We start from the raw sequence: 19,628 nt of genomic DNA, 5'->3' as shown, positions 1-19,628 counted from the left end.
TTCAGCTCGGCGCTGAGGCCGCACCAGCTGCTTCGCGCAACAGCCGGTACAAGGTATTGCGGCTGATGCCCAGCCGCCGCGCGGCCAGCGAGAGATTGCCTTCGCAGGCCTGCACGGTTTGGCGGGCGCGGTGGCGGGCCTGGGCGCGCAGCGGGCCCGCCTCGCCACCCGCTGCCTGGCCCGTGCCATCGATCGACTCCTCGCCCGCACCATCGCGCTCAGCGGCCTCTACACCGGGGGCGGCCGCAGCGGCCATCGCCCTCAGCCCGCGCAGCAGATCGTCGGGCAGGTGGGCGAAGTCGATCTGCGGCTCGTCGTCATCGAGCAGCGCGCAGGCCGTCTGCAGCGCGTTGTGCAGCTGGCGCAGATTGCCCGGCCAGCGGTAGCGCTGCAGCGCCTGCAACAGCTCCGGTGCCAGCTGCAGCGGCCGCGCCGGCTGCAGCTCGGCCAGCATGCGCTCGATCAGCGCCGGTAGGTCCTGGCGCTCGCGCAGTGGCGGCAGGCGCAAAGTCAGGCCGTTCAGGCGGTAGTAGAGATCGGCGCGGAAGCGGCCGGCCTCGACCTCGGCGGCCAGCTCGCGGTGGCTGGCGCAGACCAGGCGAAAGTCCACCGCCACCGCGGCGCCACCGCCCAGCGCCTGCACCTGGCGCTCCTGCAACACGCGCAGCAGCCGGGCCTGCAGGGCCAAGGGCATGTCGCCAATTTCGTCGAGGAAAAGCGTGCCGCCCTCGGCCTCACGGATGCGCCCCGGTGCGCCCTGCCGGGCCGCGCCGGTGAAGGCGCCGGGCCGGTAGCCGAACAGCTCGGCCTCGATCAGCGCCTCGGGCAGCGCCGCGCAGTTCAGCGCCACCAGCGGCCCGCCGGCGCGCGCCGAGCTGGCATGCAGGGCCCGCACGAACAGCTCCTTGCCGACGCCGGACTCGCCCTGCAGCAGCAGCGCAATCGGCTTGTTCATCACCCGCCGGGCGCGCTCCAGCGCCTGGCGCAGGGCCGGATCACCACTGTCCAGCCGGGCCAGGGCATCGGCCGGCGGCGCCAGCACCGCCGCGGAACGAGCCGGCACGGCCGTGCTCGCCGCCAGCAGGCTGCGTCCTGCGTCAACGCGCAGCCACAGCGTGCTGCCGTCGGCACGGCGCAGCAGCCGCGGGGCGCTGCTGGGCCGCCGGCACCAGTCGGCCAGCTGATCGAGTTGCAGCGGCAGCAGCTGCTCGATCCGGCAGGCACCGATGGCCGACCAGCCCAGGCCCAGCATCTGCAGCGCGGCCGCATTGGCGCCGATCAGCCAGCCCTCGTCGGACAAGGCCAGCAGCCCCTCGGCGCAGGAGCCTATGCCTTCGGCCTGGCCATGCAGATGCAGGCGCAGGCCGGCGCCATGGCGGTGCTCGAACAGGCGCTGTTCGATCATGCCGGCGGCGGTGCGCACCAGGGCCAGCGTGTGGCGGTGGTAGCTGCGCTGCTCGCCGGAGATGTCCAGCGCACCGAGCACGCGGCCGCTGGGGTCGAGGATGGGTGCGGCCGTGCAGGTCAGAAAGCCGTTGCGCTCGAGGTAGTGCTCGCCGCCGTGGACGACCACCGGCGCCGCGTCGGCCAGCGCCGTACCGATGGCATTGGTGCCCCGCCACTGCTCATGCCAGCTGGCGCCGGGACGCAGGGCAACGCGCTGGGCGCGGTCGAGAAAGCTGGCATCACCCAGCGCCTGCAGCAGCAGGCCCTCGGCATCAGCCAGGATCACCATGCTGTCGGTCTCGGCCGTCTGGCGGAACAGGTGCTCCATCACCGGCCGCGCATGGGCGACCAGCTCGCGCTGCTGCTCTAGCGCTCGCGCCAGCTGCGCGCCCGACGCATGCGGCGCGCCTGGCGGGCGCCCCTCAGGCCTGAGCCCATAGGCCTGGCTGCGCTGCCAGCTGTTCAGCAAGGCGGGCGCAATCAAACCGTCGGCCACCTGGCCGGCGTCCAGCAGCGCGCGCCGGGCCTCGCGCAGCCGCGCACTGCGCTCGATTCGGGACGGCAGAGCCTGCATCAACTGTGTCTCCATCGGTCTTCTGAGGCGCAGCGTAGCCATGGACTCAAACGCTGCAAGCACTTCAACCGCCGCTGCGCCAGCACTGTTCATTTTCGGAACAGCTGTTCAGCACCACACTGCGCCAGCGGCACAGTCTGCGCCGCCGAACTGACCGCGGACTTGCGCCAAAACCGCAGCGCCGCGCTCAAACCAAGGCTGGCACGGGCCATGCAATAGCCGCAATGAGCCTACAGGGTTCAGTCGATGCCAAACACTCAAACAGGAGACACACCATGCTTTACGCAGCCCCGAACACCGCCGGCGCACCGGTCGAATTCAAGCGCCGTTACGACAACTTCATCGGCGGCAAGTTCGTGCCGCCGGTCAAGGGTCAGTACTTTGACGTCCTCACGCCCATCACCGGCCAGCCCTACACCCAGGCGGCCCGCTCCGGCGCCGAAGACATCGAGCTGGCCCTGGACGCCGCCCATGCCGCCGCCGATGCCTGGGGCCGCACCGCGCCGGCCGAACGCGCGAACCTCTTGCTGAAGATTGCCGACCGGCTTGAGCAACACCTGGAAAAGCTGGCCTATGCCGAGACGGTGGACAACGGCAAGCCGATGCGCGAGACGCTGAATGCCGATATCCCCTTGACCATCGACCATTTCCGTTATTTCGCCGGCTGCCTGCGCGCGCAGGAAGGCGCTTTAAGCCAGATCGATGAGCAGACCATCGCCTACCACTTCCACGAGCCGCTGGGCGTGGTCGGCCAGATCATCCCCTGGAACTTCCCTATCCTGATGGCGGCCTGGAAGCTGGCGCCGGCGATAGGCGCGGGCAACTGCGTGGTGCTGAAGCCGGCGGAATCGACGCCCGTCAGCATCATGGTGATGGTGGAGCTGATTGCCGACCTGCTGCCGCCCGGCGTGCTGAACATCGTCAACGGCTACGGCCGCGAGGCCGGCATGCCCTTGGCCGAGAGCAAGCGCATTGCCAAGATCGCCTTCACCGGCAGCACCGCCACCGGCCGCGTGATCGCCCAGGCCGCCGCCGGCAACCTGATCCCGGCCACGCTGGAGCTGGGTGGCAAGAGCCCCAACATCTTCTTCGAGGACATTGCCGACGCCGACGACGCCTTCTTCGACAAGGCCATCGAAGGCCTGGTGCTGTTCGCCTTCAACCAGGGCGAGGTCTGCACCTGCCCCTCGCGGGCGCTGATCCAGGAATCGATCTACGACCGCTTCATGGCCCGCGCACTGAGCCGCATCCAGGCCATCAAGCAAGGCAGCCCGCTGGACACCGACACCATGATGGGCGCCCAGGCCTCGGCCCTGCAGATGGACAAGATCCTCTCCTACCTCGAACTCGGCAAGGCCGAGGGCGCGCAATGCCTGATCGGCGGCGGCCGGGCCGAGCTCGGCGGCGAACTGGCGGGCGGCTACTACATCCAGCCGACGCTGTTCAAGGGCCACAACCAGATGCGCATCTTCCGCGAAGAGATCTTCGGCCCGGTGCTGGCGGTGACCACCTTCAAGACCGAGGCCGAGGCGCTGCAGATCGCCAACGACACGCCCTACGGCCTGGGCGCCGGCGTCTGGAGCCGCGACGGCAGCCGCGCCTACCGCATGGGTCGCGCGATCAAGGCCGGCCGCGTCTGGACCAACTGCTACCACGCCTACCCGGCCCATGCCACCTTCGGCGGCTACAAGGAATCCGGCATCGGCCGCGAGACCCACAAGATGATGCTGGACCACTACCAGCAGACCAAGAACCTGCTGGTCAGCTACTCGCCGAACAAGCTGGGATTCTTCTGAGCGAGGCGCAACAGCCCGGCGATGGGCACTGGTGGCCAGCGGCGGAACAAGGCAGCTGGCCACGCAGTTTTTCGATCAGCGGGCATGCACCCGGCTGACAGCTCCCCGCAGCCAAGTTGCCATGCTGATCAGCAAGCCATCGTCAGGCCGGCATCTCCGAGTTGCCCGGCGACGGGTATAGATCGGCGATCAGGTCTTGAAGCTCTGACCACGAAGCATCTTCGTAAAACCTGATGTCGATGGGGTAGCGGGGGTGATCGGCGAGTTGCGCGTTCAGCTCAGCCATGAAGGCGTCCCTATCGGCGATGTACAGGACGAACTCGCGAAGATCGTTGCCAATGCGGCGGTAGGCCTCTGCGCAAAACCCTGGCCGCTGCAGGTCCGACAGCACCTGATCCAGCGCCTGCATGCTGGCGTTGACTTCGGGCGCTGGCATCCCGTTACGGCTGGCGCCGTCGTATCGCCAGGCAATGACTGTCAACCAGGGAAGCGGCAAACGTTGCGCTTGCGGTGGCAGTTCCGGCACCAAGGTCCAGAGAATCGGTTTGCCGTCCTTCAGCGTCTGAAAGATCTTTCCCGTCATTTCATCGCTGGCTGGATTCATGGGCATGTCCTGCATGAGACCTTGATTTTGGCCGCTGGCCACCAAAACGCCCACACAGCGTTTTGCCGTCAAGTCGGCACGCACCCAGATGCGCGGGCCAGTTTCGCCAGCGGCGTAGCCCGCCGTTCAACAGTGGCTCGCCCCGTTAAGCGCCGGCTTCGCAGGCCAGGAATGGCTGCGCTTGAAGTGTCGCGCGGGTCAAACGACCCGCCCTACCAAACTGCCATTTGCAGATCGGCGTATTTGAGGAGTTCGGCTGTGGTTGGGGGGGGTGGTCATGGTTGTGTGCTCCCTTAGTTCAATGGTTTGAGGGTTTTTTCGACGAAGCGCAGCGTCTGGTAACGCTGCACACCTGATTGGTTCTTAACTGGTCTAGTTGGGTAATCGCTGTCGAAGGCCGGGCATGCGTTGTCGGCAGCGAAGGTCCACGGTTGGCGTCCGCCAGCGCGACTTCCCTGAGCCCAATCGACCATGTAGCCGATACGCTCGGCAATGACCTCTTGGGTTTGGAGATCGATGACTTTGAGCGAACTGCCGGCGATCCAGTGCTCGCGCTCTTCGTGCGTGGAGATGTCTTCAAACTTCACGCCGTAGCGAGCGGTGCGCTGTGGGATGGGCGTCTTATCCAGCACAAAGCGGGTGTAGCCCTTCAGGTAGCTCTTGTCCGTCTGCCAGGGTTCCTCTACACGGCCGGTGTAGCGGTAGAGCTTGCCGTCCTCGGGGTCAGAGGCTTCCACGAATCGGTAGCCCTTGTATGGCGGGAAGTTGGCAGGCCACGGCGTCGTGCGGCCAAAGTGATAGCTATTGCGCAGGAACGTCTCCACATAACCATCCCCGGGGAGGTCGTGTCCGTAGGGGTCGCTCAGCCTGAACTGATCCTCAGGCTGCTCGCCCTGGTTCTCGTTTTCCTTGCGGGTTCGCACATTCACCAGATACACCCCCTCAACGTTTTCCACAGTCTTGTGAATGAACTCTCCCGACTTCTTGCAGCGCTCCTGCCACTTGGCATAGGCGCGCTCACGCTGCTGCTTGGCCTTCCAGTCCCGCCAGGCCGAGGGCCCCATGCAGGAACCCAGCAGTGCCAGAATCGCGGCGCTAACGAGTGCCTGGCGCTTCCAACGTTGCGCTACCAAGGGGCGCTTGCTTGTTTCACGCGGCATCGGCATCAGAGACGTAGGCCAGGTTCGTTACAGGCGCAACCTGCCTTTCAACAGCGGCCCGCCCCTTTTGAGCGACGGCTTCGCAGGCCAGGAATGGCTGCATTTGAAGTGTCGCGCGGGTCAAACGACCCGCCCTACCAAAGTTTTGATTGGTCTCCGTGGAAGCCACCGCGGTGTTCAGCATGGTGGTCAGTTGGGACAATTCGTCGGAAGTAAGAAATACAGGCATGTCAGACCTTCTGGGTCAAATTTAGAACTCTGATCACTTCATCAAACAACTCGGGCCAGTCTTCGCAAACATTGCCCTTGCGAATAAGCACCTCCACAAAGATGCCGTCTCTCCACCAAAATCCAGCGCCGCCTCCTGCTTGCTGGGGATCCTTGAGGTTGAGCTTGCATCCGAGGACCGGTGGTTGCCCCTCTGGGTCACGACGATCCATAGCCACATAGACGGTGTCAGGCGTGCTGAAACGCTCACCGGTGAATTTGTGCAGAGCAAAAAACTCCACCCGATCTAGACCTGGGCGAATGGTTTGGCGATTGACAATTCGGCCGTCACGCTCAGCTGCTTGTATTTCTCTGTACCCAATCGGTTCCGGAGGAATGTCGTACGACCTGATTTGGAGTTGGATGCTCCAGTCTTTGGGGTCGTGCTTGGCGGGGGCTCGTCCGGGCGGCGCTTTACTGGGCCAATAGAACGACATCCCGTAGTCGGAGGAATAGGCAGTAGGCACCTTGAACCACTGGTCATTCCACTTGTGAAGCGTGAATGCGCCAGGCTCTGTATTGACTGGGCGCGCCCCCGGGCAAGCGCTATCGGCGTTGTCCCGACATAGCTCATTCCTTCGCGCATGCTCTGCCTTGAGCCTCGCCTCCTTGGCTGCCAATTCCTCCGCACTTGGCTGACATGCACTCAGTCCAACAGCAATCATGAGCGTCGATAGGCGCAAGCATCTGAGACGCGCCTTCAAACTAGCCCCTCGCAAGAAGCCACTTCGTGTGGTTCGCTTGATGCACTCGAACAGCGTGCTGCAGAAGCCGGAGTTGGTGTTGGGCAGCTGGGCGACGACCGTCCAGTGGTCGGTGAAATTCTTGGCTTGGGGGGGGCGGTGAATTTGCTCCCGTGGTTGTTGCCCTCCGTGAGTGCCGTTTGGAGGTCAAGGCGAACGCCTGTAGTCCTGGGTGTCGTCAGGAAAGCCTCAGTCGCCATTTGCAGGTCGGCGTACTTGAGGATGTCAGCGATGGTTGGCGTAGTAGTACTCATGGCCTATTGCTCCCTGTGGCTTGGCTTGAGAACTTTTTCGGTGAAAACGAGAGTCTGTCCCGCTTGGCTTTGACTGCCGTAGCTGCCTTGGTTCACCAGGTGGGGAGGGACAAAACTCGGGCATGCGTTGTCGGCGGCGAACAGCCACGGAGAGCGTCTGCCTGATCGATTGCCTTGCGCCCAATCGACCATGTAGCCGATGCGCTCGGCGATGACCTCTTGGGTCTGCAGGTCGATGACCTTGAGCGAGCTGCCGGCGATCCAGTGCTCGCGCTCTTCGTGGGTGGAGATGTCTTCGAACTTCACGCCGTAGCGGGCGGTGCGCTGGGTGATGGCGGTGCGGTCTAGAACGAACTCGCGCACCCATTCGCCATAGCTTTTGTCGCGCAGCCAGGGTTGATCGACGCGACCCTTGAATCGGTACAGCTTTCCGTCCGTGGGGTCGAAAGCTTCAACAAAGTCGTAGCCGATCCGTGGTGTCTCGTCGCGTCCGGGGGGCGTCTCCCTTGGCCGCTGGTGGTGGTAGCCGCGCAGGAAATTTTGGATGTAGCGCTCGTCTGTCGAGTCATGTCCGTACGGGTCGTCCAACTCGAACTGCTCACCGAAGTTGGTAGTCGTTCGCACGTTCACGAGATACACCCCCTCAACGTTCTCCACAGTCTTGTGAATGAACTCCCCCGACTTCTTGCAGCGCTCCTGCCACATGGCATAGGCACGCTCACGCTGCTGCTTGGCCTTCCAGTTGTGCCAGGCCGAGGGGCCCATGCAGGAACCCAGCAGTGTCAAGAGCGCGGCGCTGACGAGTGCCTGGCGCTTCCAACGTTGCGCTACCAAGGGGCGCTTGCTTGTTTCAGGCGGCATCGGCATCAGTCCCCGTGTTAGCGCGCTCACGAAAGGCCGGATCGGGAAGCGCCGGCGCCGCGTCTGGGCCCGCAGCGCGCGGCGCACGGGTGCGGCGCTGCGAGGCCGGGAACAGCACCTCGCGCTCCAGCCAGTGCTTGAACTTCAGATTGCCGGGGGCGCTGGCCTTGGCGAGATAGCCGTGCAGGGCCTCGGCGCGGATACGTGCAGGTCGGGCCACGGCGGCCGACTGCACATCGGCTGGATAGAGCCGGCAGAGCGTCTCGTCGCCAGGCAATTGCTGAATCAGCTTGCGCACATCGCTGAGCTTGATCCAGCGGAAGTGCTCGGCATCGTCGACGATGTCCAGATGCTGTCCGCGGAAGGCGAAATGTCGCCCCTCGATATCACGGTAGCTGAAGGCGCGGGCTTGCTGACGCAGCTGGCGCATCAGGTCCAGCAGCGGCGTCGCCAAGGCCAGGCCGAACAGCGGCACACCGACCACCACGCCAATCGCACCGAGGCTGCGCCACAGCAGATAGGTCGGCAACAAACACAGCAACAGGCGTAGCGCCAGGCGCTGCAGCAGCTCCGCCATGGTGCTCAGCCTTCGATCGCGAAACTCAGCCCGGCGCGCTCCTGCAAGCGCCGCTGCAGCGCCAGGCCCATGGCGGCGCCGGGGGTCCAGACGCCGCCAGGCGTGGCTTCGTGGCCAACGTCTTCAAGCAGGCACAGCGCCGCCTCGCTGATCAGCTTGCTGGTCGAGCCGTAGCCGGGGTCGCCCTGGCCCTTGACGCGGGCGCTGAGGCGCTGGCCATCGGCCGTCTGGCCGTAGAAGACGACTTCATAGCGGCCGCGCTCGCGCTGTTCGGCGCTAGGGCCCTCGCCCGGCTTGGGCAGCACGAAGCGGCGCAGCAAAGAGCGGGTGGGCGCAAAGCCGAGCAGGCGGTCTTGCCACAGCGACATCCGCGCCAGCGCCCGCGCGCGTCGCTCGCCCTTGGCGCCGCTGCCGGTGAGCAGGCGCTCGTCGTAGATGAAGTCCCGGCCCCAGGGATGGCCGCGCAGCGCATTGCTGCGGTGCACGTTCTTGGTGTTGATGACGGCCATCACAAAGGGCGCGGCCCAGGCCTGGGCCGTGTCGTCGAAGACCGCGCCTTCGCCAGAAGGCTGGGCTGGGCCGCGGAATCCGGGCGTCAGCGCAAAGGGGTCGGCCATCAGGCGCGCCTGTTCGGGGTCGCGGCTGGCGGCCTCGTAGCTGGCCAGCGCGCTGGCAATGGTGCCGCCGGACGCGCTGCCCTTGAGCACCGCCACCCGCCCGGCCACCTGCTGCAGCGGCCGGCCAAAACGCGCCAGCGCCTCGCTCTGCAGAAAGACCAGGCCCAGATCGAAGGGGATGGAATCAAAGCCGCAGGAAAAGCAGATGCGCGCGCCGCTGCGCCCGGCCAGGCCCTGCAGCTGCGGAATCATCGTGGCCATCCAGGCCGGCTCGCCGCAGAGATCGACGTAATCGGTGCCGGCCTCGGCGCAGGCGCGTATCAGCGGCTCGCCATGGCGCTGATACGGGCCCACCGTGCTGATGACCACCCGCGCCTGGGTGACCAGCTGCTTCAGGGCGCGGGCATCGCCGGCGTCGGCCACCAGCAGCGGCAGCGTCAGCGGCGCACCGATGGACTCGCGCACCTCGGCCAGCCGGGCAGCGCTGCGTCCGGCAATGGCCCAGCGCAAGGAGCCACCAACGCCGTAGCGCCGGAACAGGTAGTCGGCCACCAGGCGCCCGGTGAAGCCGGTGGCGCCAAAAACAATCAGCTCGTAGCTCATGAGCCATGCTCGCATAAATGGCGCCGACCGAGCGCGCCCGTGCGGCGAGCGCACAACAGCGAAGCAAGACCTGACCCCTGATGCAAAGCCGGCGCAAGTCGGGTACAAGAGGCGACCTGTTGCGCCAGGGCGTTAGATGACACCCCTCGGCCCTGTTCCTATCCCCCTTATGGAGAGTCCATGCAGCGTCGCCTTGCCCTGTCCCTGCTGCGCCTGGCCTGTCTGGCGGCCCAGGCCGGCCCAGCCCCTGATGGCGCCGATACGATCTACCTGAATGGCGACATCGTCACCATCAACGATGCCCAGCCCAGCGCCGCGGCGCTGGCGGTGCGCGGCGGCCGCATCATCGCCGTTGGCGAGCGCGAGCAGGTGCTGGCCAGCCGGCGCGCCGGCACCCGTGTCGTCGATCTGCAGGGCAAGACGCTGCTGCCCGGTTTTGTCGACGCGCACGGCCATGTCTCGCTGACCGGGCTGCAGGCGGTGTCGGCCAATCTGTTGCCGCCACCCGATGGCAAGGGCAGCAGCATCGCCGCGCTGCAGTCGCTGCTCAAGGCCTATGCCCAGGGGCCGGTGGCGCGCAGCCACAAGATCGTGCTGGGCTTTGGCTATGACGAGGCACAGCTGGCCGAGCGCCGCGCGCCGACGCGCCAGGAGCTCGACGAGGTGTCGCGCGACTTGCCCGTCATCATCATTCACCAGAGCGGCCATCTGGGCGTGCTCAACAGCCGCGCGCTGCAGCTGGCCGGGCTGAATGCCGACAGCAAGGACCCCGAGGGCGGCCACATCCAGCGCGAGGCCGATGGCAAGACGCCCAATGGCGTGCTCGAGGAAACCGCCTGGTTCAGCGCCGGCATGGGCCTGGTGCAGCCCTCGCCCAAGGACTATGCGGCGATGCTGATCGAGGGCCAGAAGCTCTACGCCCGTTTCGGCTTCACCACCGGCCAGGACGGCCGCTCGGATGAGAACTCGAACAAGACCTGGATGGCGTTGTCCCAGTCGGGCCAGATGCTGATCGATCTGGTGTCCTACCCGGACATCACCATGCCCTTCACCGCCGCGCTGATGAAGAGCGCCTGGGTCTCGCGCAGCTACCAGGGCGGCTTTCGCATCGGCGGTGTGAAGCTGAGCCTGGACGGCTCGCCACAGGGCAAGACCGCTTTCCTGACCCATCCCTACCATGTGCCGCCCACCGGCAAGCCGGCCGATTACCGCGGCTACCCGGCCCTGCCCGACCAGGCGGTGGCCCGCCATGTTGACCAGGCCTATGCGCAGGGCTGGCAGCTGCTGGTGCACACCAATGGCGATGCGGCCTCAGATCAGCTGATACAAGCCGCCGAGCAGGCCACTGCCCGCCACGGCGCGGCCGACCGGCGCACGGTGATGATCCACGCGCAGACGGTGCGCGAAGACCAGCTCGACGCGATGCAGCGCCTGGCCATCACGCCCAGCTTCTTCGGCATGCACGCCTATTACTGGGGCGACTGGCACCGCGATGAGACGCTGGGCCCGGTGCGCGGCGACCGCATCTCGCCGGCCATGTCGGCGCTGCGCCGCAAGATGCTGTTCACCCAGCATCACGACGCGCCGGTGGCCTTCCCCGATGCCATCGCCATCCTCGATGCGGTGGTCAACCGTCGCACCCGCAGCGCCGACATCCTCGGCCCCGATCAGCGCCTGCCGGTCGACGTGGCGCTGAAGTCGATCACGCTGTGGGCGGCCTGGCAGCACTTCGAGGAAAAAGACAAGGGCTCGCTGGAGGTCGGCAAGCTGGCCGATCTGGTGCTGCTGGACAAGAACCCGCTGAAGATCCCCAGCAGCGAGCTGCGCTCGATCCAGGTGCTGGAAACGATCAAGGCCGGCAAGAGCATCTACAAGGCCGCCACCACCAAGGGCCGCGCACCCGCCAAGGCGGCCAAGCCCGGCCGGGCCTGACGCAATGGAATGGCTTTTCCGCGTTGAGTGGTGATCCGTCAAGACAAACCACAGAGACACAGAGTCACAGAGAGAGGAACCAAGATGAGCAGGTTCTGCACGCGCTGAATTTCTCTATGTCTCCGTGGCTCTGTGGTTTGCGTTTGGATTGATTGCGAGGCAGCAACGATTGGCGCGCGAACGGCCAATGAAAAAGGCCCCGCATCGCTGCGGGGCCCCGTGCCTGCCGGCGGTCGGCCTCAGAAGTGGATGCCGCGCATCATCTGCTGCAGCGCGATGGCCTCGGCCGAGAGCTGCTGTTTGCCGCCCCCCTTGCCAGAACTGTCGCCCTTGGCCGCATCGCTGTCCGGGAACATCCGGAAGCTGGTGTTCATGACGATCTGCGCCACCCGCGGCATCAGCGCGTGCAGCAACTCGCCGGTGATGCCCAGCCGGGTGGCGATGCGCACCGGCTTGCGGATGCAGGCCTGGGCGATCATGTCGGCCGCTTCCTCGGGCGCCAGCGTCGGCACATTGTTGTAGATCTTGGTCGGCGCAATCATCGGCGTGCGCACCAAGGGCATATTGATGGTGGTGAAGGTGATGCCCAGATCGGCGTACTCGCTGGAGGCGCAGCGGGTCCAGGCATCGAGCGCGGCCTTGGAAGCCACATAGGCCGAGAAACGCGGTGCGTTGGTCAGCACGCCAATCGAGGAAATGTTGACCACATGGCCCTTCTTCTTCGCCACCATGCCCGGCAGCAGGCCCATGGTGACGCGCAGGCAGCCGAAGTAGTTCAGCTGCATGGTGCGTTCGAAGTCGTGGAAGCGGTCGTAGCTGGACTCGATGGCGCGGCGGATCGAACGGCCGGCGTTGTTGATCAGGAAATCGACACCGCCAAAGTTCTCGCTGATCCAGGCGATCATGCCGGCGCAGCTCTCCTCGTTGGCGATATCGGCCGAGTAACTGTGCACCTGCGCGTCCTTGCCGGCCGCGGCCTTGATCTCGGCCACCGCCTCGGCGAGCTTGTTCTCGTCGCGCGCGCAGATCAGCGTGATCGCGCCGGCCTCGGCAAACTTGATCGCCGCCGCCAGGCCGATGCCGGACGAACCACCGGTCACCAGCACCACCTTGCCGGCCACCGTGCCCTTGAGGCTGCGGTCGATCAGCATGTCCGGATCGAGGTGGCGCTCCCAGTAGTCCCACAGCCGCCAGGCGTAGTCGTTCAGATTGGGGCAGGCAATGCCCGAGCCCTTCAGCGCGGCGGTGGTGTCGCGGCAGTCAAAGCGGGTCGGGTAGTTGATGAAGGTGAACATGTCCTCGGGCAGGCCGAGGTCCTTCATCACCGCATTGCGGATGCGGCGCACCGGCGCCAGCGCCATCAGGCCCTTTTTGACGCTCTTGGGAATGAAGCCCAGCAGCGCGGCGTTGACGAACAGATTCATCTTCGGCGCATGGGCGGCCTTGGAGAAGATGTCCAGCACATCGCCGACGCGGTAGCCGACCGGGTCGACCAGATGGAAGCAGCCGCCGCCGCCCTTGACCTGGTGCGAGATGTGATCGAGCGCGTTGACGACGAAGTCCACCGGCACGATGTTGACGCGACCGCCTTCCAGGCCGATCGAGGGCATCCACGGCGGCAGGATCTGGCGCAGGCGCTGGATCGGTTTGAAGAAGTAGTAGGGGCCGTCGATCTTGTCCATCTCGCCGGTCTGCGAGTCGCCGACGACCATGGCCGGGCGGTAGACGGTCCAGGGCTTCTTGCACTCCTTGCGCACGATCTTCTCGCTCTCGTGCTTGGTGCTGAAGTAGGGATGATCGAGGTTCTCGGCCTCGTCGAACATGTCTTCGCGGAACACGCCTTCGTACAGGCCGGCCGCGGCGATCGAGGAGACATGGTGCACATGGCCGGCATCGATGGCCTGGGCAAACTCGACCATGCTGCGCGTGCCGTCGATATTGGCGCGGATCTGGCTTTCCTCGTCGGCCTTCAGGTCGTAGACGGCCGCCAGGTGGTAGACGTGATCGATCTGGCCCTTGAGCGCCTTGATGTCCTCGGCGCTGACGCCCAGCTTCTTGGCGGTCAGATCGCCAAACACCGCAATGGCGCGCGTCTTGCTCACGCCCCAGTAGCTCAACAGATCGGGCAGCTTGTCGCGACTCTCCTCACGCAGCAGGAAATAGACCGTGCTACCGCGGCGCGCGAGCAGCTTTTTGACCAAACGCTTGCCGATGAAACCTGTAGCACCGGTGACAAAGTACTGCATGCAATCCTCCTGGACGAGAGACACGGGACGGACACACATCATCCCCGAGATTCATTCTTGTCCAAATCAAGAAATGCGCTGCTGCGCGCTTTCCCCAAGCAGCTGATGCTGGGCTGCGACATGCACGCTGCGACACTGCCCGGGCGGCCCCGTGGGGCGCCTGCCGGCCGATACGGAGCGCCCCTAAGCTGATTTAGGGCGTAGAGACGGCACACTAGGAACAGGTGCGCAAACCAGCAGTCGCGGGCCTATAGTGACCTCAGCCCGATACGTTTCACCTCCAACCAAGGACTCTCTGACATGGTCAAGAAGCTGCAAAAGATGGCCGCCAAGAACAAGGCTAGCTCCACCAACGCCTTTGCCGGCGCCCTGCCTGCCGGCCTGCTGGACAACCAGATTGCCCAGGCAGTGAAGGATTCCGCGCAACAAATCTGGGCCGCCGGCCTGGGCGCATTTGCCAAGGCTCAAGGCGAAGGCGGCAAGGTCTTCGAAGCCCTGGTCAAGGAGGGCATGAACTTGCAGAAGAAGACCCAATCCGCTGCCGAGGAAAAGTTCGGCGCCGTGGCCAGCAAGATGAGCGGCATGGCCGGTGATGTCGGCGCCAAGGCCGGCCAGCACTGGGACAAGCTGGAATCGATCTTCGAAGATCGCGTGGCTCGTGCACTGAACCGCCTGGGCGTGCCCAGCAGCAAGGACATCGACTCGCTGATCGCCCGCATCGATGCGCTGAGCGCCGCCGTTGGCATTGCCCCGCCGAAGAAGGCTGCCGGCAAGAAGGCCGCCGCACCGGTGAAGGCCGCTGCCAAGCCGGCCAAGCCCGTCAAGGCTGCCGCCAAGCCCACCGCCAAGGCGCCCGCCAAGGCTGCTGCCAAGCCGGTGGCTCCGGCCAAGCCGTTCGCGAAGGCACCTGCCAAGGCGCCTGCAAAAGCACCCGCCAAGGCCGCTGCCAAGGCGTCCGCCAAGCCCGCAGTGAAGGCTGCACCGGCCAAGAAGGCTGCCAAACCCGCTGCTGCGCCTGCCGCTGCCGCCCCGGCCGCCGCCGAGGCATCGACCACGGCCTGAGCCCCGGTCGCCAAGCCCTAGCCCACGCACCGAGCCGCACTCGACGCCCTGAGAGCCACCCTGCCGCATGCCTGCACGCACTGAACGCCCCGCCCGCCGCAAGGCAAGACCCGCGCGCAAGCGCATCGGCGTGGCACTGGCAGGCGGCGGGCCGCTCGGGGCAATCTACGAGATTGGTGCGCTCTGTGCGCTGCAGGAGGCCATTGACGGCCTCGATTTCTGCGACTGCGACAGCTATATCGGCGTCAGCGCCGGCGGTTTCATCGCCGCCGGCCTGATCAACGGCCTGTCGCCGCGGCGCCTGTGTGCCGCCTTTATTGAAAACAGCCTGGAGCCGCCGGAGAGCTTCGACCCCACGGTCCTGCTGCGTCCGGCCTGGGACGAATACCGCCGCCGCCTGGCCCTGCTGCCGGGGCTTCTGGCCGCAGCCTGCTGGGACACCGTCGTCAACGGCCGCTCGATCACCGGCGCCTTTGAGCGCGTCGGCCGCGCGCTGCCAACCGGCCTGCTGTCGGGCGACTCGCTGGCGGCCAAGCTGCATGAGCAGTTCACCCTGCCCGGCCGCACCGACGATTTCCGCGAGTTGAAGCGCCGCCTGGTGCTGGTGGCCACCGATCTCGATGGCGGCGAGGCCATTCCCTTTGGCATGCCCGGTTGGGATCATGTGCCGATCTCGCGAGCGGTGCAGGCCAGCGCCGCGCTGCCGGGGCTGTTCCCGCCGGTCGAGATTGATGGGCGCCATTACGTCGATGGCGCGCTGAAGAAAACCATCCATGCCTCGGTGCTGCTGCAGGAAGGCCTGGACCTGCTGATCTGCCTGAACCCGCTGGTGCCGTATGAGGCTGAGTCGGGCACCCGTGCCGATGGCGCCGGCACCGAGCGCCCCAAGGGCAAGCCGGGTTCGCGGCCGATTCCGCGCCTGGTCGATGGCGGCCTGCCGGTGGTGCTGAGCCAGACGCTGCGCTCGCTGATCCACTCGCGGCTGGAACTGGGCATGAAGGGCTATGGCCGCAGCCACCCGAACACCGACATCGTGCTGTTCGAGCCCGATCACCGCGATGCCGAGCTCTTCCTGGCCAACACCTTCAGCTACTCGCAGCGCCGCCGCATGGCCGAGCACGCCTACCAGTCGACCCGCGCCAAGCTGCTGGCGCAGTCGCCGGCGCTCTCAGCCACGCTGGCCAAGCATGGTTTGCAGTTGCGCATGGACGTGCTGCTGGACAGCGAACGCCGGCTGCTGGCGGCCGAACTGCCCGGCGAGGGCCGCACCGCCCGTGCGCTGGCCCGGCTGGACCTGACCCTGCGGGCGCTGGAAGCCCGCTACCGCCACGGCTGAGCGGCTGCTATCACTGCTGACGCCGTGATGCGCGTCACGAATCAAGCCCTGACCCCCGGCATTCGCGGGGATGGCGCCGACTACAGTGCACAGCAGAATTCAATCCAACGCGCTGCAGGTCCACAAACAAGGCGGCGTCGTTGGGAAGAAGCGCTCGAGGGGTAGAGGCCGAGAGCGCGCTGAACACACAGAGTTGGATTGATGACGCCCCGTCCGCCAGGCCGGGGCGTATTTTTTTGTCCGCCCGAACAGGGCGAACTCAGGCGCCCAGATAGCGGCTCTGCAGATGAGCGCGGAAATGGGCCGGGTTCAGCGTCTCGCCGCTGGCGCGCTGCACCAGCTCCGGTGTCTCCCAGCGGCTGCCCTGGGTCCAGATGCGCTCGCGCAGCCAGTCAAACACGGCGCCCAATTCGCCGCGGGCAATGCGCTGATCCAGATCGGGCATCTCGCGGCGCATCGCTGCAAACCACTGCGCGGCATACATCGCACCCAGCGTGTAGCAGGGGAAATAGCCGATCAGGCCGCTGCCCCAGTGGACGTCCTGCATGCAGCCGTCCTTGTAGTTGCCACGCGTGTCCAGGCCCAGCAGCTCCATCATCTTGGCATCCCACAAGGCGGGGATGTCGTCGACTTCAATCTGCCCCTCGATCAGCGGCCGCTCGATCTCGTAGCGCAGGATCACATGGGCTGGATAGGTGACCTCGTCGGCGTCAACACGGATCGTGCCGGGCTGCACCCGCGTCATCAAGCGGTGCAGATTGGCCGATTCAAAGGCCGGCTGATCGCCCAGATGCTTGACGATCAGCGGTCGCAGCAGCTCGACAAAGGCCGGGTGGCTGCCCAACTGCATCTCGAAGGACAGGCTCTGGCTCTCATGCAGACCCATCGAGCGGGCCTGTGCAATGGGCTGACCCAACCAGTCACGCCGCAGGCCCTGCTCGTAGCTACCGTGGCCGGTCTCGTGAATGGTGCCCATCAGGCTGGGCAGAAAGCTGTCCACGCGGTAGCGCGTGGTCATGCGCACATCCTCGGGCACACCGCCGCAGAAGGGGTGGGCGCTTTCGTCCAACCGGCCGGCCTCGAAGTCAAAACCGAGCAGGCGCATTGCGTCTTCGCCCAGCGCACGCTGCGCCGACTTGGGGAACGGCCCTTGCGGCTCCAGCGTGGGCTCCTTGGCCTGCTTGGCGCCGACGGCCTGAATCAGCCCAGGCAGCCACTGGCGCAAATCACCGAACACACGGTCGACCTCGGTGCTGCGCATGCCGGGCTCGTACTGGTCGAGCAAGGCGTCGTACAACGACAAGCCCGAGGCTTCGGCCAGATGCCTGGCCTCCTCGCGCGCCAGCCGAACAACCTCGCGCAGTCCGTCGACATGGCCGGCCCAGTCATTGCGCTGGCGCTGCTCCCGCCAGGCATGCTCGCAACGCGAGGCAGCCAGGCTCTTGGCCTCGACCAGTGCCTGCGGCAGCGCATTGGCGGCACGCCAGCTGCGCTGGATTTCGCGCAGATTGGCGCCTTGTACCTCGTCCAGCTGTTCCTGCTCGGCGCGTGCCAGCAAGTCCTTCAGCTGCGGATCGGTGGCCAGTTGATGGATCAGGCCGCCCATCTCGGCCATCGCCTCGGAACGTGCCTCGTTGCCCTTGGACGGCATATTGGCCGACTGATCCCAGCCGGCGATCGATTGCAGATGGTTCAGGCGGTGTAGGCGCAGCTGGCGCCGACAGAGTTCGTCGTATGCGGTGTGGCTCATGCTGAGATGAGGCCGAACGCCAAGAGCGCGCAGCCATGGTCTGGTGTGATGGGCCGAGGCAGGCCGCCCGGGCGGACGGCCTCGGCAAGGTGGACGCATTGTCACCCGGCGCCACTGCCTGTCCGGCACCGGGATTGCCCGTGCGAGGTAAACCCCGAGTCAGGCACCGCGCAGAGCGGGAAAAGCCCAGAGCAGCACCGCCGTCATGCTCAGATAGCGCAGGAACTTGCCGATCGCCATATAGGCCAGACAAGGCCAAAATGGCAGGCGCAACCAGCCGGCCACCGCACACAGCGGATCGCCCACAACCGGTAGCCAGCTCAGCAAGCAGGCGCGCGCGCCAAAGCGCTGTAGCCAGGCCAGCGCACGGGCCTGGGCCGGCGGGTGCTGGGTGCTCCGCTCATAGACCCTTTCGGCCCCCCAGCCCATCCACCAGGTGATGGCGCCACCCAGGGTGTTGCCGGCCGTCGCCACGAGCACGACCGGCCAGAACATCGCCGCATTGGCCTTGACCACGGCAAAGACCATGGGCTCTGAACCCAAGGGCAGCAAGGTGGCCGATACCAGCGCCACAACAAAGACCGCGGCCAGGCCCACCCGCGGCAGGGCCAGCGTGTCGAGCAATGAGTCAAGCAAGGCCTGCAGCCAGAGTTCCATGGCAACGATTATCGGCGCCACCGATTTCTGCTTTGCTTGACAAGCCGGGCTTGCAGCACAGCGCCCAGCCATGCACACTGCGCGCTGCAGCGATGCGAGCGGGAGTCACAACAGCTGGCCTTGGGCGGGTACACGCCCCAGCAGTACAGAACCAGCCCTGAACCTCGAGGTCCTATGCAAGACGCCAAGCGCAAGCCCTGGCACCGTTGGATGAAGGCCGTCGGCCCCATCGTTTTGTTGGCTCTATTCGGTGGACTGCCAGCCCAGGCGACTGAGAGCTGCAACAAGCTGGTCGCCTCCGGCAACCCGCAATACCCGCCCTATCTGTGGCGCGACCCGGATGACGAATCCCGCCTGATCGGCGCCAATGCCGAGTTGATGCAGTGGCTGGCCAAGGAATTGGGCGTGTCGATAGAGACGCGCTACGTTGGCCCTTGGGGTCGCGTGCAGGAAGAGATGCGCGCCGGCCGCATCGATTTGATCGCCGGTGCCTTCTACACCCAGGCCCGCACCGAGTACATGGACTATTTCCACCCGGCCTTTCGCGACACCCGCTCGGCCGTCTGGACCCGCGCCAAATTCAAACTGAATTACCGCCGCTGGGGCGATCTGGTCGGCCTGCAAGGCGTGACCGTGATCAACAACAGCTTTGGCGAGGACTTCGACCGCTATGCGCGCGACTCGCTGAAGATCACCCAGGTGGCCAGCCTGGAGCAAGCGATCCAGATCCTGCAACGCGGTCGGGCCGACTACCTGGTCTATGAGGACAGCCCCGGCGACGCCTTCCTGGCCAAGATGGGCATCAGCGACGTCAAGCAGCTGCCCACACCGGTGGCGAACGAGAACCTGTTCCTGACGCTGTCGCACCGCTCGGCCTGCAACACGCCGGAGCTGCGCGGCAAGCTCGCCCGGGCCATGTACAAGCTGGGCAAACAAAGCCCGATGCCCATACTCCTGGAGCAAAGCATCCAGCTGTGGCGCCGGCAGAATCAGAGCGCCAGCCCCTGAAAACGGGGGCAAGCGCCGCAGCGCAGCTGTACGGGGGCAGACGCAACGAGGACGGCGAGCTATAATCTTGCCTCTTTTTTGTGCAATCGCACGCCCAGCCCTCCTGCCTCCCCATGACTGCCAACGCGCCTGCCG

General features: G+C 65.8%; 16 protein-coding genes. 5 read left to right on the top strand and 11 right to left on the bottom strand.

What is annotated here, in order from left to right; genetic code table 11:
* Position 1: 1 nt before the first annotated feature.
* Positions 2–2,020 carry a sigma-54-dependent Fis family transcriptional regulator gene (locus tag RQP53_RS13645; RefSeq protein WP_315650881.1) on the bottom strand — a complete coding sequence of 673 codons (2,019 nt, stop codon included), beginning with the start codon at positions 2,018–2,020 and terminating at the stop codon, positions 2–4.
* A 275-nt stretch (positions 2,021–2,295) separates the two neighbouring features.
* Between RQP53_RS13645 and adh the strand changes: the two genes are divergently transcribed.
* On the top strand, positions 2,296–3,816 hold the full coding sequence (gene adh, locus RQP53_RS13640; RefSeq protein ID WP_315650879.1) for an aldehyde dehydrogenase: 1,521 nt from the start codon (positions 2,296–2,298) through the stop codon (positions 3,814–3,816).
* Positions 3,817–3,958: 142 nt separating this feature from the next.
* Here the strand turns inward: adh and RQP53_RS13635 are convergent, their stop codons facing one another.
* From RQP53_RS13635 to RQP53_RS13605, 7 genes are all read right to left on the bottom strand, one after another.
* On the bottom strand, positions 3,959–4,420 hold the full coding sequence (locus RQP53_RS13635) for a DUF695 domain-containing protein (RefSeq protein WP_315650878.1): 462 nt from the start codon (positions 4,418–4,420) through the stop codon (positions 3,959–3,961).
* 293 nt (positions 4,421–4,713) lie between these two features.
* Positions 4,714–5,553: a hypothetical protein gene (locus RQP53_RS13630; RefSeq protein ID WP_315650877.1), complete on the bottom strand. Its 840-nt coding sequence runs from the start codon at positions 5,551–5,553 to the stop codon at positions 4,714–4,716.
* Between the two features lie 16 nt (positions 5,554–5,569).
* Positions 5,570–5,809 (bottom strand): hypothetical protein, encoded by a 240-nt coding sequence (locus RQP53_RS13625; RefSeq protein WP_315650876.1) that lies wholly within the window; start codon positions 5,807–5,809, stop codon positions 5,570–5,572.
* Between the two features lies 1 nt (position 5,810).
* Positions 5,811–6,512 (bottom strand): hypothetical protein, encoded by a 702-nt coding sequence (locus RQP53_RS13620; RefSeq protein ID WP_315650875.1) that lies wholly within the window; start codon positions 6,510–6,512, stop codon positions 5,811–5,813.
* 335 nt (positions 6,513–6,847) lie between these two features.
* Positions 6,848–7,705, bottom strand: coding sequence for a hypothetical protein (locus RQP53_RS13615; RefSeq protein WP_315650874.1), 858 nt, complete (start codon positions 7,703–7,705; stop codon positions 6,848–6,850).
* Positions 7,695–8,282, bottom strand: coding sequence for a hypothetical protein (locus tag RQP53_RS13610; protein WP_315650873.1), 588 nt, complete (start codon positions 8,280–8,282; stop codon positions 7,695–7,697). The genes RQP53_RS13615 and RQP53_RS13610 overlap by 11 nt, the downstream gene beginning before the upstream one ends.
* A 5-nt stretch (positions 8,283–8,287) precedes the next feature.
* A complete protein-coding gene (locus tag RQP53_RS13605; protein ID WP_315650872.1) occupies positions 8,288–9,502 on the bottom strand; it encodes a saccharopine dehydrogenase family protein in 1,215 nt (404 codons plus the stop codon).
* Between the two features lie 180 nt (positions 9,503–9,682).
* On the opposite strand from RQP53_RS13605, the gene RQP53_RS13600 reads away from it, so the two are divergent.
* Positions 9,683–11,434: an amidohydrolase gene (locus tag RQP53_RS13600; protein ID WP_315650871.1), complete on the top strand. Its 1,752-nt coding sequence runs from the start codon at positions 9,683–9,685 to the stop codon at positions 11,432–11,434.
* 239 nt (positions 11,435–11,673) lie between these two features.
* Here the strand turns inward: RQP53_RS13600 and RQP53_RS13595 are convergent, their stop codons facing one another.
* Positions 11,674–13,680 (bottom strand): SDR family oxidoreductase, encoded by a 2,007-nt coding sequence (locus RQP53_RS13595; RefSeq protein WP_315650870.1) that lies wholly within the window; start codon positions 13,678–13,680, stop codon positions 11,674–11,676.
* A 300-nt stretch (positions 13,681–13,980) separates the two neighbouring features.
* Here RQP53_RS13595 and RQP53_RS13590 point away from each other — a divergent pair, with 300 nt between their 5' ends.
* Together RQP53_RS13590 and RQP53_RS13585 are read left to right on the top strand one after the other, a co-directional pair.
* Positions 13,981–14,742, top strand: a complete 762-nt coding sequence (locus tag RQP53_RS13590; protein ID WP_315650869.1) for a phasin family protein — start codon at positions 13,981–13,983, stop codon at positions 14,740–14,742.
* A 67-nt stretch (positions 14,743–14,809) separates the two neighbouring features.
* Entirely contained in the window at positions 14,810–16,078 is a 1,269-nt protein-coding gene (locus RQP53_RS13585; protein ID WP_315650868.1) for a patatin-like phospholipase family protein, read from the top strand.
* 259 nt (positions 16,079–16,337) lie between these two features.
* Here RQP53_RS13585 and RQP53_RS13580 read toward each other — a convergent pair whose 3' ends face one another.
* Together RQP53_RS13580 and RQP53_RS13575 are read right to left on the bottom strand one after the other, a co-directional pair.
* Positions 16,338–17,828, bottom strand: a complete 1,491-nt coding sequence (locus RQP53_RS13580; protein WP_315650866.1) for a carboxypeptidase M32 — start codon at positions 17,826–17,828, stop codon at positions 16,338–16,340.
* A 159-nt stretch (positions 17,829–17,987) separates the two neighbouring features.
* Positions 17,988–18,485: a YqaA family protein gene (locus tag RQP53_RS13575; RefSeq protein WP_315650865.1), complete on the bottom strand. Its 498-nt coding sequence runs from the start codon at positions 18,483–18,485 to the stop codon at positions 17,988–17,990.
* 174 nt (positions 18,486–18,659) lie between these two features.
* Here RQP53_RS13575 and RQP53_RS13570 point away from each other — a divergent pair, with 174 nt between their 5' ends.
* Positions 18,660–19,493, top strand: a complete 834-nt coding sequence (locus tag RQP53_RS13570; protein ID WP_315650864.1) for a substrate-binding periplasmic protein — start codon at positions 18,660–18,662, stop codon at positions 19,491–19,493.
* Positions 19,494–19,628: the final 135 nt, after the last annotated feature.

It is taken from the genome of Roseateles aquae, from assembly GCF_032337115.1.
GTDB classification, from domain to species: Bacteria; Pseudomonadota; Gammaproteobacteria; order Burkholderiales; family Burkholderiaceae_C; genus Roseateles_C; species Roseateles_C aquae.
This window is presented reverse-complemented; position numbering and strand designations above follow the sequence as displayed.

Coding starts and splice junctions, on each gene's coding strand:
- RQP53_RS13645 (WP_315650881.1), bottom strand. CDS start 2,020: ATGCAGGCTCTGCCGTCCCGAATCGAGCGCAGTGCGCGGCTGCGCGAG.
- adh (WP_315650879.1), top strand. CDS start 2,296: ATGCTTTACGCAGCCCCGAACACCGCCGGCGCACCGGTCGAATTCAAG.
- RQP53_RS13635 (WP_315650878.1), bottom strand. CDS start 4,420: ATGAATCCAGCCAGCGATGAAATGACGGGAAAGATCTTTCAGACGCTG.
- RQP53_RS13625 (WP_315650876.1), bottom strand. CDS start 5,809: ATGCCTGTATTTCTTACTTCCGACGAATTGTCCCAACTGACCACCATG.
- RQP53_RS13620 (WP_315650875.1), bottom strand. CDS start 6,512: ATGATTGCTGTTGGACTGAGTGCATGTCAGCCAAGTGCGGAGGAATTG.
- RQP53_RS13615 (WP_315650874.1), bottom strand. CDS start 7,705: ATGCCGCCTGAAACAAGCAAGCGCCCCTTGGTAGCGCAACGTTGGAAG.
- RQP53_RS13610 (WP_315650873.1), bottom strand. CDS start 8,282: ATGGCGGAGCTGCTGCAGCGCCTGGCGCTACGCCTGTTGCTGTGTTTG.
- RQP53_RS13605 (WP_315650872.1), bottom strand. CDS start 9,502: ATGAGCTACGAGCTGATTGTTTTTGGCGCCACCGGCTTCACCGGGCGC.
- RQP53_RS13600 (WP_315650871.1), top strand. CDS start 9,683: ATGCAGCGTCGCCTTGCCCTGTCCCTGCTGCGCCTGGCCTGTCTGGCG.
- RQP53_RS13595 (WP_315650870.1), bottom strand. CDS start 13,680: ATGCAGTACTTTGTCACCGGTGCTACAGGTTTCATCGGCAAGCGTTTG.
- RQP53_RS13590 (WP_315650869.1), top strand. CDS start 13,981: ATGGTCAAGAAGCTGCAAAAGATGGCCGCCAAGAACAAGGCTAGCTCC.
- RQP53_RS13585 (WP_315650868.1), top strand. CDS start 14,810: ATGCCTGCACGCACTGAACGCCCCGCCCGCCGCAAGGCAAGACCCGCG.
- RQP53_RS13580 (WP_315650866.1), bottom strand. CDS start 17,828: ATGAGCCACACCGCATACGACGAACTCTGTCGGCGCCAGCTGCGCCTA.
- RQP53_RS13575 (WP_315650865.1), bottom strand. CDS start 18,485: ATGGAACTCTGGCTGCAGGCCTTGCTTGACTCATTGCTCGACACGCTG.
- RQP53_RS13570 (WP_315650864.1), top strand. CDS start 18,660: ATGCAAGACGCCAAGCGCAAGCCCTGGCACCGTTGGATGAAGGCCGTC.